The organism is Sphingomonas sanguinis (genome assembly GCF_001476905.1).
GTDB lineage: Bacteria > Pseudomonadota > Alphaproteobacteria > Sphingomonadales > Sphingomonadaceae > Sphingomonas > Sphingomonas sanguinis_B.
This window is the reverse complement of sequence record NZ_LDTE01000085.1, coordinates 1-13,412: the sequence shown is the minus strand read 5'-3', so window position 1 is coordinate 13,412 and position 13,412 is coordinate 1. Positions and strand designations below refer to the sequence as shown.

Annotated in this window: 9 protein-coding genes; 4 read left to right on the top strand and 5 right to left on the bottom strand. The window is 66.2% G+C overall.

From position 1 onward, the window contains the following. A partial coding sequence (locus SB4_RS13250) for an NAD(P)/FAD-dependent oxidoreductase (RefSeq protein ID WP_153006209.1) occupies positions 1-719 on the bottom strand: 719 nt, incomplete at its 3' end. Between the two features lie 45 nt (positions 720-764). Here SB4_RS13250 and SB4_RS13245 point away from each other — a divergent pair. Beyond that, entirely contained in the window at positions 765-1,778 is a 1,014-nt protein-coding gene (locus tag SB4_RS13245) for a 4-hydroxyproline epimerase (RefSeq protein WP_206598010.1), read from the top strand. 236 nt (positions 1,779-2,014) lie between these two features. Here SB4_RS13245 and SB4_RS13240 read toward each other — a convergent pair whose 3' ends face one another. From SB4_RS13240 to SB4_RS13230, 3 genes are all read right to left on the bottom strand, one after another. Further along, entirely contained in the window at positions 2,015-3,211 is a 1,197-nt protein-coding gene (locus SB4_RS13240) for a M24 family metallopeptidase (RefSeq protein ID WP_058752938.1), read from the bottom strand. Between the two features lie 52 nt (positions 3,212-3,263). Continuing rightward, complete coding sequence (locus tag SB4_RS13235) at positions 3,264-6,590, bottom strand: class I SAM-dependent DNA methyltransferase (RefSeq protein WP_058752937.1); 3,327 nt, start codon at positions 6,588-6,590, stop codon at positions 3,264-3,266. Positions 6,591-6,714: 124 nt separating this feature from the next. Next, on the bottom strand, positions 6,715-8,220 hold the full coding sequence (locus SB4_RS13230; protein ID WP_082670161.1) for a S10 family peptidase: 1,506 nt from the start codon (positions 8,218-8,220) through the stop codon (positions 6,715-6,717). A gap of 190 nt (positions 8,221-8,410) precedes the next feature. Here SB4_RS13230 and uvrA point away from each other — a divergent pair, with 190 nt between their 5' ends. From uvrA to SB4_RS13215, 3 genes are all read left to right on the top strand, one after another. Beyond that, positions 8,411-11,311: an excinuclease ABC subunit UvrA gene (gene uvrA, locus SB4_RS13225; protein ID WP_058752936.1), complete on the top strand. Its 2,901-nt coding sequence runs from the start codon at positions 8,411-8,413 to the stop codon at positions 11,309-11,311. Positions 11,312-11,761: 450 nt separating this feature from the next. After that, complete coding sequence (locus SB4_RS13220) at positions 11,762-12,172, top strand: glycine zipper 2TM domain-containing protein (protein WP_193751756.1); 411 nt, start codon at positions 11,762-11,764, stop codon at positions 12,170-12,172. A gap of 245 nt (positions 12,173-12,417) precedes the next feature. Further along, positions 12,418-12,741 (top strand): hypothetical protein, encoded by a 324-nt coding sequence (locus SB4_RS13215; protein ID WP_058716164.1) that lies wholly within the window; start codon positions 12,418-12,420, stop codon positions 12,739-12,741. Here the strand turns inward: SB4_RS13215 and SB4_RS13210 are convergent. Beyond that, positions 12,729-13,412 (bottom strand): cell wall hydrolase (locus SB4_RS13210; RefSeq protein ID WP_193753818.1); only part of this gene is annotated, 684 nt, incomplete at its 5' end. The two genes, SB4_RS13215 and SB4_RS13210, sit on opposite strands and share 13 nt — an antisense overlap.

Here is a 13,412-nt window from a genome sequence, read left to right as displayed (position 1 = left end):
TCGCCGTCGCTGATCGCCTCGACGCGCGCGATGAGGCGGGTGCCGCCATTTGCCTCAAAGCGCGAGGTCGTGGTTTCGGCGAGGCGCGTCGGGTCGGCGATCTGGCCGCTGCCCTCGAATCGGATGCCGCCCGCGATGGGCGCGCGGACGCGGGTGCGCCAGTCCTGTAACTCCGCCTCGGTCAGCGGGCGGAAGCGCGCAGTGCCGGTATCCGCCGCCTGCCAGTTGGCCAAGCCGCGCGCGGCACTCTCCGGGGTTTCCCACAGCACGACATGGCCGTCGGGGCGCAGCAGGTCGGGCACACCGAGCGCCGCGACATGCCGCTGCCACGCTGGCATGGCCTGGGCGAGCAATGCCGCTAGCGCCTGATGCGAACGCTCATATCGCGCGGGGCGGGCGGCCTTCAGCAGGCGGAGCGAGAAAGGCAGCCACGTCGCGATCTCGCGCGGCGGCAGGGCGAGTGCGCCGCCGCGACAGAACAGCCGCTTGGCGAAACCGCGCACCATCGCGGGGGAAGCGATCGGCTCGGCCTGTTCGGTCGCGATATGGCCTGCATTGCCCCAGGAGGCGGCGCGCGGGGTCTCCTCGGCCTCGATCAGCGTGACGGCCCAACCGGCGCGTTGCAGGGCAAGCGCCGTGGTCGTGCCGATGACGCCGCCACCGACCACGATGGCCGTGCGATGATCCGAGAGACGCGCGTGATTTTCCGGCTTGGGCATAGGGCTGGTCATATCGTATACGGATTTTACAGCAAGGGAATCCCGATGACGTCACCCACGATCCGCCATACCTTTTTCTGCATCGACGGCCACACGGCGGGCAACCCCGTCCGGCTGGTGGCGGGCGGCGCACCGCTGCTGCGCGGGGCCAGCATGGCCGAGCGGCGGCTGGACTTTCTCGAGCGGTTCGACTGGATTCGCACCGGGCTGTGCTTCGAGCCGCGCGGGCATGACATGATGTCGGGCGGCTTCCTCTATCCGCCGTGCGAACCCGATAGCGACGCGGCGATCCTGTTTATCGAGACGAGCGGCTGCCTGCCCATGTGCGGGCACGGCACGATCGGCATGATCACCTTCGGCCTGGAAAACGGCCTGATCACCCCGCGCGAGCCCGGCAAGCTGAAGGTCGAGGTGCCTGCGGGCACCATCCATATCGAATATGAAAGGGAGGGCGCGAAGGTCACCGCCGTTCGCATCCGCAACGTCCCCGCCTATCTGGCGGCCGAGGGGATTCAGATCGACGTGCCGGGCTTCGGTCCGCTGACGCTGGATGTCGCCTATGGCGGCAATTATTATGCGATCGTCGAGCCGCAGGGGGCCTATACCGGGCTGGACGATCTGGGCGCGTCGAAGCTGGTGGAACTGAGCCGCACGATCCGCGAACTGGTCCGCGAGAAGTTCGAGCCGGTGCATCCCCTAGAACCCTCGATCCGGGGGGTCAGCCATGTGCTCTGGGCCGACAAGCCTTCGACGGAGGACGCGGACGGGCGCAATGCGGTGTTCTATGGCGAGCGGGCGATCGACCGGAGCCCGTGCGGCACCGGCACTTCCGCGCGCCTCGCGCATCTGGCGGCGAAGGGGCGACTCAAGGTCGGCGACCGCTTCGTACACGAAAGCTATATCCGCAGCCGCTTTATCGGCCGGGTCGAGGAGGCGACGGAGCTCGGCGGACAGGCGGCGATCGTGCCGTCGATCCAGGGCTCGGCGGTGTCGACCGGCTACAATACGATCTGGATTGACCGCGAAGACCCGTTCTGGGCCGGGTTTACGGTGGTATAAGGCCGTCTTTCACGCGAAGCCGCGAAGTCGCGAAGGACTTTATTCGCGCGGAGACGCGGAGGCGCGGAGATCACGGCCCGCGCGGCAGCGCTTGGACATCATCGACAGGTCGAGATGACAGGGCCGCTGGCGCGGCGAGTTCCAACCCTCCGCGTCTCAGCGCCTCCGCGCGAACCTCTTCTTCGCGGCTTTGCATCTTCACGTGAACCAGCCCAGGCCTAAGCCGGGACGGTCCTTCACCCCAGATCGTCGATCGTAGGCTGCGGCTCGGTGAACCAGGCGGCGCCCGTTTCGGTCACGTAAAAATGATCCTCCAGCCGCACGCCGAAGCGGTCGGGCACGACGATCATCGGTTCGTTCGAAAAGCACATGCCGGGCGTCAGCGGAGTCTTGTCGCCGCGCACCAGATAGGCTGGCTCGTGGATCGACAGGCCGATGCCGTGGCCGGTGCGGTGCGGCAGGCCGGGCAGGCGATAGTCGGGGCCCAGGCCCGACCGATCGAGCACGGCACGCGCGGCATAGTCGACCGATTCGCAAGGCTCGCCCGGGCGGACGGCGGCGAAGGCGGCGGCTTGGGCTTCCTTTTCGATATCCCAGATGCGGCGGATCTCGTCACCGACCTCGCCGAACGCATAGGTGCGGGTGATGTCGCTGTGATAGCCGTCGATCAGCGTGCCGGTATCGACCAGCACCAGATCGCCATCGCGCAGCACATCGTCCTGCGGCAATCCATGCGGAAAGGCGGTCGAGCGGCCGAACTGCACCGCGCAGAAAGTGTTGCCGTTCGAGGCACCCAGCGCCCTGTGCGCCTGGTCGATGAAGCGGATCACCTCCGACGCGCGAATGCCTTCGTGCAGGATGCGTGCGGCGCGGCGCTGGACCTCCAGCGTGATGTCCATCGCCTGTTGCATCAGCGCGATCTCGGCGGGCGACTTGATCGAACGACAGCCGTCCACCACGGGCGCGCCGCTGACCAGCGACACCCCCGGTGCCGCCTGACGAATGCGGTCGACGAACAGGAAGGCCAGCGCCGGATCGATCGCCAGGATCTTCGCACCGTTCAGCGCGTCCGCGACCAGCGCAGAGGGGCTTTCATCCTCTTCCCACAGGCGGATGTCGGTGGCGGGAATGCCAAGGCTCGCCTCGAACGATCCCAGCTCGAAGGCGGGGCAGATGAAAATCGGATCGCCTTTGACCGGCAGCAGCATGGCGACCAGCCGCTCGGTCGCGCCCCAGGCCACGCCAGTGAAATAGCGCAGCGACGCGCCCGCCCCGATCAGGATCGCATCGGCACCCATCTGCGCGGTCAGTTCGCGCGCCCGGTCCATTCGGCGCGCGCGTTCCTCCGCCGTGATGACCGGCGCAGGGTTCGCCCAGGGCGACAGGCTCGCCAGTTCGCGTTCCGCCGTCGATCCGCCGATCATCCCTGCCATCTCGCTCGCTCCATTTCGTATACCGTTGGAGCGTCTATCGCGAGTTCAGGCGTTACGCCACCCGGCGCAGGCGATAGCCGTCGGGTTCCTGCGCCACGTAACCCAGTCGCACCGCGCCCGCCAAAGCGGTGGCGACCGCGCGTTCGACCTGACGGCCCTGCGCGAAATGCTGGGCGATCGCGGTGGCGCTCAGCGGGCGGTCGGTGGCGAGCAGCGCAAAGACGCTGGCGATGCGGCCGCCCAGATCGCGGGGGAAGACGGGCTTGGCGGTGGTCGGCTCGGCCAGCGGCAGCGCGCGATCGGTGGGGGCGATCGGCGTGGCGCCCGCGCGGCGGCTCTGGAAATCGGGGCGGAGCCACTGGACGCGGCCGCTGCGTTCCTCGGCCCGCCGCTCGGCATTCAGGGCGACCAGCCGCTCGACCATGGCGGGCGCGGTAATGGTTGCGGGCCAGCCATAGGCGGCGATGACGGCGGCATCGATCTGGTCATGCAGACGCGCGATCAGGTCGACCGATCCGACGCGGCGGAGGTCCTGCTCCTCATCGGTCAGCGGGGTTCCCGCGACCAGCTTGGCGCGCAGATTGTAGAGCCCCGTCAGGGTCAGGTCGGGCACCTCGCCAAGGATGCGCTTGCGGGTCGCGTCGAGTTCTTCGGCCAGATCAGCGATGGTGCGCGCCGCAGTGCCGTCCGCCTCGGGAAAGGGAAAGGGGTCGAAGACCTGGGTCTTGGTGTAGCGGTGGCCCTGCTCGAACTTGGCAACGCCCATCAGCCCGCAATTGGCATAGGTCCAAGCCAGGCTGGCCGAGGACGATAGCACGCCCAGATGGAGCGCTTCCTCGGACGCGACGCAGACCAGCATGTTGTCCGGCAGCGTATCGGCACCCAGGAACTGGAAGATCCGGTGCTTGGCGGTCTCCACCGTCGCGATGTAGCGGGACAGCCCCTCCAGCGCGGGGCGCAGTTCGCGACGCGGTTCGCCGAACAGCCACCATTGGTTGCGGTAGCTGGCCCGGGCATTGTCGTCCCGCTCGGGCTTCACGATCCGCAGCAGATGCCCGTACACCTCGGGAAAGCGTTGCCGTACCTCGGCTTCGGACAGGCCGAGCAGGTCGATGACCATCGCCCCGCGTGTCCGGGCGGTCAGGTCGCGTCCGTGGCAATAGGGGCGGATATGGCGCTCCAGCTCTTCACGACTGCCGAGCCCCAGCAGCATGGTTTCGGCGGGCGAGACGATGAAGCCTGCGCCGTGGAGCTTCACCCCCGGCGAACAGAGCCATTGATTGGCGAGCAGCGGCTGGGCTCGGGTCACATCGGTTCCCACCGACAGGTCGGCATTGATCCGCCCGATCGTCTCGGCAAAGCGGATCGTCGGGGTGTCGCTGTCCAGGGCGCTTTCGTGGACGATCCGCAGGCGGCGTCCTTCGGCCGAGCCGCGCGCCACCACCGTCATCGCGATGCGCACCATCGCGGCATCGGGCGTCGCCTTGGTCCAGGGATGGTCGGGAATGGCATGGAGAATCGACAGCGGCACCGGCCCCTCGATCGCCCGCGCGATCACGCGGCGGCCGAAGGTCTGGGTGATCGAGTTGGTGGTGACGAAGCCGAAGCGGATCAGCGGCGAGCCCCTGGCGGCCAGTGCCTGTGCCGCGCGGTCCCACCAGTAGAGCACATAATCGGCGGCGCGCGGCATCTTCGGATAGGCGCGCCACAGCGCCTCGGCCATGCCCTGGGGCAGCCGTCCGCGCAGGTCCTTGCCGCCGATGAAGGGCGGGTTGCCGACGATGAACTCCGCTATGGGCCAAGGCGTCTTGGCGCCCGACGGGGTGAGCAGCGCGTCGGCGGTGACGATCGACTGGACGTCCTCCAGCACCGGATCGGAGACTTGCCCGCCATTGCGCAACTGCCAGCGGATATAGCCCAGCCACAGCACCAGCTGGGCGATGGCGGCGGCGCGGGCGTTGTATTCGATGCCGTGGAAATTGCGCGGGTGCACCGTCTCGGTATCCAGATGCAGGATTTCTTCGCCCGACAGCTCGGCGAGCACTTCGAGGACTTCGCCTTCCAGCCGCTTCATCAGTTCGAGCGTGACGTATAGGAAATTGCCGGTGCCGCAGGCGGGGTCGAGCACGCGCGTCGTCGCCAGTTTGCGGTGGAAGTCGCGCACCCGCTGCACGGCGGCGCGCGGATTGTCGGGACGTTCGGCCTCGACCGCGCTCAGCACCTGCGCCCAGTCGTCGCGCAGCGGCTCCATCACGGTCGCGGTCACCAGCCGCTCGACATAGGCGCGCGGCGTGTAATGTGCGCCCAGCCGCCGCCGTTGGAACGGATCGAGCGCCTGTTCGAGCAGCGTGCCGAAGATCGCGGGCTCAACATCGCGCCAGTCGCGCCGGGCGGCGGCGAGCAGTTCGCCAATCTCCTCGCGGTTGAGGGGCAGGGCGTCGGCGGTGTGGAACAGGCCGCCGTTGAACCGCCGCACCGCGCAGCGCAGGACATTGGCCTCGCCGCCCCGATCCATCGAATGCCACAGATCCTCGATCCACGGCACGAAGGCGTCCGGGCGTTCGCGCGCATCGGACAGCAAGGTGACGAAGCCGCCCGCCGGCAACAGCCCGCTATGCTCGGCGAACATGGTGAACAGGCACCGCATCAGGAACAGCGCCACGCCCTCCGGGTCATGGCCGCGTTCCTCCAGCAGCTTGGAAATGCTGGCCAGTCGCGCCGCCACGTCGCGGGTGACGGCGGCGGCATGGCGGGTCGGATCGAGCGAGAGCGGCGCGTCCCAGATCGTCGCCAGACGCTGACGCACCTCCTCGCGGCGCAGGTCGTCCAGCGTGATGCGGAACCGGGCGCGGTCGGGGAACTGCTTGTAGTGCTTCCCCTGGCCGGAAAAGTCGGCGAACAGCTCGATCACCCGACCGACATCGACGACGATCAGGAAGGGCGGCCAGCCATGCTCGACCGGCAAGGCGCGGGCATATTGCTCGGCCTGTTCGCGCGCGCGGCGCATCAGCACGTCCCATTGGCGCGAGCGGGGTGCGGCTCCGGCTTCGTCGGGCAGCAGGCCGGGGAGCATCGGTCCCTCGGCAGCCAGTGACTTCGCGCCCAGCCCTTCGCGGCTCTGCTTGGCTTCCAGCACGAAACAGCCGCGCTTATAGAGGTCGATCCGGCCGCGTCGGTCTTCGTCCTCGCCGGGCAGGACGACCGCCCGCTCGAACACATAGTCGTTACGCGTGCTGGTCGCGTGCGCCGGATCGGGCGGGGCGACACCGATGATCGCGCACAGCTCGGTCAGGAACAGCGCGTAATTGGCGCGCTCCGCCCCGCCTTCGCAGGCCTGCCAACGCTGGATGAACGCCTCGATCGCCGTCGCGGTCGCCATATGTGAAAATCCTCCCGATGGGGATCATCGGGAGGATTTCGAGGCTGGCGAGCGACGTTCCCTCCGTTTTGGAGGGGGGCGGAGCATTGGGGAGAGAGGGATCAATCCGTATCGGACAAAGACCTTATCCTCCGTACATCGCCATCGCATCCCGTCGGAAGGCCGCGCCGCTGTCGGTGCGGCTGTAGAACATGTGCCCGCCGGGATAGACGTTCAGCTTCACCCGCTGGGCCACGCCGTAGCTCGGCATCTGGTCGACGATCAGTCGCGACGCGAAATAGGGGCAGGACAGGTCGTCCCAGCCATGCACGATCATCACCTTCATCTTCGGATCGTTGGCGATCGCTTTGCGCAGGTCGGTGACGGGCGTGTCGTCGGGCTTGCCGCGATCCCAGGCGCTGTTCACCTCGTATGACAGCGCGTGATAGCGGGCGTCGGTCTTCCAACCCACTTCGCGAGTCACGAAATCGACCATCGCGCTGGTCGTCGGCGCGATCAGCGAATCGAGCAGCGGGTCGTTGGACCGCTGCTGCGACGACCAGGGGAAGGGGTCGAAGGCGGTGACGTTGGAGTCGTAAATGCTGCCGATCGTCGAATCATTGCGGTGAATCTCGCGCAGATAGGTGCGCGTATCGACCCGTCCGCCCAACCGACGGACCAGCGCGGGATCGAGCCCGGTCAGCTCGGTGACGCGCGTCACCAGCCGGTCGACCGCCTGGCTATCCGACCGCCCGCGCATCAGGTCGCGCAGGTAATCGCCACGCGCATAGGCCTCGACCCCTGCCATCGCTTCGGGCGTCAGCTTGCCCTGTCGCTCCAGCTGCGCGGCAGCCATCGAGGGCAGGTCGATCATCCAGGGCAAGGGCGACAGGGCAGTAGCATCGTCGCCCGAGGCCGGGTCGAGATAGGGCGACACCATCACCAGCCCGTTCACCCCGACACCGATCTGCGACTGAAGCTCATAGGCGATGCGCGGCGCGCGATAGCCGCCATAGCTTTCGCCCATGATGTATTTCGGCGAGCGCAGCCGCCCGGCTTGAACCAGCCAGTCATAGACGACCTCGGACAGATATTTGATGTCCGGGTCGTTGGCGTAGAAGGCCTTCTTGGTCTCCGCCTCATCCACCAGGCTGCGGCTGAAGCCGGTGCCGATCGGATCGATGAACACCAGGTCGGTGAAATCCAGCCAGCTATTGGGATTGTCGGTGGCGATCGGCGCGTCGGACGGCGCATCGCCCTGCGCGCCGAACGGCACGCGCTTGGGGCCGACCGCGCCCATGTTCAGATAGACCGACGATGCGCCCGGCCCGCCGTTGAACGCGAAGGTGACGGGTCGCCGCACATCGCCGCCGGGCACGGTATAGGCGGTATAGACCACCTGCCCGATCTCCTTGCCCTTGTCGTCGCGCACCGAAATCTTGCCTACGGTCGCCTTGTAGGTGACCAGCTTGCCGCCGATCCGCGCGCTCTGGGTGATCGTCTTGTCGTCGGGCAGGGGCGGGCGCTTGGCCTCGTCATCCTTCTTTTCGGTGGTGGTCTTGGTCTCGGTCTTCTCGGCCTTTTGCGCAAAGACGGGGGCGGTGTTGGTCGCCAGCAGCAGCAGGGCGGTCAGGTGCAGGGTCTTCGACAAGATGGAACGTCTCCACGCGAGGTGTGATACAATATCACATGGAGCCGCCGGGAAGTGCAATCCCCATGCTCCGGGCGGGATCATGAGCGATCGTCGCACGTTACCGCAAGCCCGCCCCCCTCGAAACGTCCCGCTGCCCTTCCTATCTCGCCTCTGGCATTCCTCCCGGAACAGAAGTAGAACCTGCCTCATGCTGACCAAGATTTCCGTCCGCGGCGCGCGCGAGCATAATCTCAAGGATGTCGATATCGACATTCCCCGTGACACGCTGACGGTCATCACCGGCCTGTCGGGGTCGGGCAAGTCCAGCCTCGCGTTCGACACCATCTATGCCGAGGGGCAGCGGCGTTATGTCGAGTCGCTGTCGGCCTATGCGCGCCAGTTTCTGGAGATGATGCAGAAGCCGGACGTCGACCATATCGAGGGGTTGTCGCCGGCCATCTCGATCGAGCAGAAGACGACCAGCCGCAATCCGCGCTCGACCGTGGCGACGGTCACCGAAATCTACGACTATATGCGCCTGCTCTGGGCGCGGGTCGGCATCCCCTATAGCCCCGCCACCGGCGAGCCTATCGCGGCGCAGACGGTCAGCCAGATGGTCGACCGGGTGATGACCCTGCCCGAGGGGACACGCCTCTACCTGCTTGCCCCCGTCGTGCGCGGCCGCAAGGGCGAATATCGCAAGGAAATGGCCGAGTGGCAGAAGGCGGGCTTCACCCGCGTCCGCATCGACGGCCAGCTCTACGAGATCGATGAAGCGCCTGCGCTCGACAAGAAGTTCAAGCATGACATCGAGGTGGTCGTCGACCGTCTTGTGGTACGCGAAGACATCGCCACACGGCTTGCCGACAGTTTCGAGACCGCGCTGAAGCTGGCCGATGGCCTGGCCTATGTCGACCCGGCTGATCCGGTCGAGCCCGCCACGCCTAAGTCCGCGGTGCTCGGCAACAACGCGCCCGAGGGCCGGATCGTGTTTTCCGAGAAATTCGCCTGCCCGATAAGCGGCTTCACCATTTCCGAGATCGAGCCGCGCCTCTTCTCGTTCAACGCGCCGCAGGGGGCGTGCCCGGCCTGTGACGGTCTGGGCGAGAAGCTGATCTTCGACGAGGATCTGGTCGTCCCCAATCACGAGCTGTCGATCAAGAAGGGCGCGGTCGTGCCCTGGGCCAAGTCGAACCCGCCCAGCCCTTATTATATGCAGGTGCTGGGCAGCCTGGCGCGCGAGTTCGGTTTCTCGCTGGAGACGCCGTGGAAGGATCTCGACCCGTCCGTGCATCAGACTATTCTGCACGGCACCAAGGGCAAGGCGGTGACGCTGACCTTCGTCGACGGCAAGAAGTCGTACGACGTGAAGAAGCCGTTCGAGGGCGTGATCGGTAATCTCAACCGCCGGATGCTCCAGACCGAGAGCGCCTGGATGCGCGAGGAACTGTCCAACTATCAGTCGTCGCAGCCCTGCGAGGTCTGCCACGGCGCGCGGTTGAAGCCCGAGGCGCTGGCGGTCAAGATCGCCATGCAGGACATCTCTTATGCCACGCATCTGTCGGTGGTCGACGCGTTGGCCTTCTTCACCGGGCTGCCCGAGCACCTGACCGACCAGCAGCGCGCCATCGCCCAGCCGATCCTGAAGGAAATCGTCGAGCGGCTGGGCTTCCTGAACAATGTCGGGCTCGATTACCTGAACCTCGACCGGACCAGCGGCACGCTGTCGGGTGGCGAGAGCCAGCGCATCCGGCTTGCGTCGCAGATCGGATCGGGTCTGTCGGGCGTGCTGTACGTGCTCGACGAGCCGTCGATCGGGCTTCACCAGCGCGACAACGATATGCTGCTGGCCACGCTGCGCCGGTTGCGCGACCTGGGCAACACCGTGTTGGTGGTCGAGCATGACGAGGATGCGATCCGCACCGCCGATTATGTCATCGATATGGGGCCGGGCGCGGGCGTGCATGGCGGCCAGATCGTCGCGCACGGCACGCTGAAGCAGTTGCTCAAGTCCAAGACCAGCGTGACCGCCGACTATCTAAACGGCACGCGTGAGGTCGCCGTGCCCGCCAAGCGGCGCAAGGGGTCGGGCAAGAAGCTGACCGTGCACAAGGCGACCGCCAACAATCTGCAGGGCGTGACCGCGAGCATTCCGCTTGGCACCTTCACCTGCATCACCGGCGTGTCGGGATCGGGCAAGTCGAGCTTTACCATCGATACGCTCTATGCCGCCGCCGCGCGGTCGCTGAACGGCGCGCGCATCCTGGCGGGTAAGCATGAGAAGATCACGGGCCTAGAGCATCTCGACAAGGTGATCGATATCGATCAGTCGCCGATCGGCCGCACGCCGCGATCGAACCCGGCGACCTATACCGGCGCCTTCACCCAGATCCGCGACTGGTTCGCCGGGCTGCCCGAGGCGCAGGCGCGTGGCTACAAGCCCGGCCGTTTCAGCTTCAACGTCAAGGGCGGGCGGTGTGAGGCGTGCCAGGGCGATGGCGTGCTCAAGATAGAGATGCACTTCCTGCCCGACGTCTATGTGACCTGCGACGTGTGCCACGGCGCGCGCTACAATCGCGAGACGCTGGAGGTGAAGTTCAAGGGCCACTCGATCGCCGATGTGCTCGACATGACGGTCGAAGACGCCGCCGAATTTTTTCAGGCGGTGCCGCCGATTCGCGACAAGATGGCGATGCTGGTCGAGGTGGGGCTGGGCTACGTCAAGGTCGGCCAGCAGGCGACGACGCTGTCGGGCGGCGAGGCGCAGCGGGTAAAGCTGGCCAAGGAACTGTCGCGCCGGGCGACGGGCAACACGCTCTACATTCTGGACGAGCCGACGACAGGTCTGCACTTCGAGGACGTGCGCAAGCTGCTCGAGGTGCTCCATGCCTTGGTCGAACAGGGCAATACGGTGGTGGTCATCGAGCATAATCTCGACGTCATCAAGACTGCCGACTGGATCGTCGACCTGGGTCCCGAAGGCGGCGTCAAGGGCGGAGAGATCGTCGCGGTCGGTACGCCGGAGGTAGTCGCGTCCGAACCGCGCAGTTTCACTGGCAAGTATCTGAAGCCGTTGCTCGAAAAGCGGCAGGCCCAAGCGGCGGAGTGACCATCCGCTCGGGTACGGAAGGCAGTTTCAGCATGGCAAAGGGGGCGCTGCTGTAAGAAGTAAACTTCTTGCTCTACCACCACCCCGGCGAAGGCCGGGGTCCAGTTGCGGAACGGAGGAGGCATTGATTGTCATCGCCTCCATTCATCCCAGTTCTTGTTAAGAGGCCCTGTATCGAAAAGGTGCGGCAGTAAACCTTCCCGTCAGAGAGGCATGTCCGATAGCGCCCTGCGCCGACAGGATTTGCCTTGGCTTCGACTTCACCTGGGCTGAAGCGGGGGCGGCGTTTGGTTGGCGGAAGAGGCGATTGATACAGCCTTCCGCCGTTCCCGCCGAGCGGCATCAACTGGATAACCCGAACCTCGCCAATTTCCGCGCGAGCCTTTAACCTATCGCAACCTTTCCCCGCGCCGCGCGCTTCCACCCACATCACCTGATAGGGAGGATGAAATGCGTGCATGGACACTCGGCCTGGTGGCGGCCGCGACGCTGGTTTCCGGTTGTTCGACCTATGGTGGCGGCTTGGGCGGCGATTATGGTGGGCCGCGCTACGCCTATGACTATAATCGGCCCGACCCGGCTTATGGCGGCTATTATGCCGACCGCTATTATGTCGACAATGCGCGCTATCGCGAGCGTCGCCTCGGCCGGAACGACCGCGTCTATGTCGGTCAGGACGGTCGTTATTATTGCCGCCGTAACGACGGCACGACGGGCCTGATCGTCGGCGGTATCGCCGGTGGCGCGCTGGGTGCCGCAATCACATCGGGCGGTTCGCAGACGCTGGGTACGCTGCTGGGTGCCGCTGGCGGCGCGCTCGCCGGTCGTGCGATCGAGCGGGACAATGTTCGCTGCCGCTAAACGCGGTCCACAATCGATCCCGAGGACAGGGCCGGTCGGTCGTGCATCAAGATGCGCGACAGATCGGCCCATTCATTTGTTAGCGGTTGTCCGCTCGACCCATGCGCCGTTCCAGATGAACGAAGTGCATCGCCTTGCGACAATTGATGACACTTTCGTCATCATGGTGCGACAGCTTTGCGAACGGTCGTCACCATATTCCTCATCGGGCCAGTATTCGCCCGCTTATTTATGGGAGTAACGTCATGAAGGCCATGATTCTCGCCACGCTGGGCTTTGCCACCATCGCGGTCCCGACGATCGCCGAGGCGCAGCGCTGGACGCCGATCGCGCAGCGCCAGGGGCAGCTGAATGCCCGGATCGACCAGGGCATCCGTTCGGGTGCGCTCAACCGGCGTGAAGCGGTTCGCCTGCGCTCGCAACTGCGCGACCTGAGCCAGCTGGAATATCGCTATCGCCGGTCGGGCGGTGGGCTGAGCATCGGCGAACAGCGTGATCTGGACCGGCGCTATGATATGCTCAGCCGCCAGGTCCGTTTCGAGAAGCATGACCGCAACTATCGTCGCTGACCTGATGCTGTGACCGTGCCCGGACTGACCGGGCGCGGCTCGCCGGGACGATCGATCGGGCGGCCGCTATCCTTCCATTTGTCGAGGATGTCGCCCGATTGGATCAGCTTTTCCGTGATGCCCGTGGTGCCGGTGGGGGCCGCGGGCATTGTCTTTTGCGGCATGCGCGGAGCGGACGCAGGCGTGGGGGTGGCCACGGCGCCGGGCAGAGGCGGGACCGGCAGAGTCGTCGATACGGGCGGTAGCGTCCCGTTGTCGGCCGTCGCGACCGCCACGGCCTCCGGCTGGGGCGCTGGCACCGCGACGGGCAGGACTTCGCCTCCGGCATAGGCCCGGCTCATCGCCGCCGCCGTTCCCCAATAGCCCTTCCACCGGTGGAAGAGATGGGCGCCCACCATGTCGGTCATTACCATCGCCCGGTTCCAGGCGGGGGTGACGGCATAGGTATGGTAATGGGTGGCGAGGCCCACCGGCGCATAGACGCTGCCCGACAAGGCTGCCGCCGCGATCCGTGCCGCGCGCGACCAGCCCGATATGGCGGGTGGGCGGGACAGGGCACCGTCGCACACGAAACTGAACTGGCAATGCGCGCGCTCGACGCCCTGATAGACCACGCCGCAGACGGTGGCTGGAAAGGCGGGGTGGCGGACTCGGTTGAGCACGACCTGCGC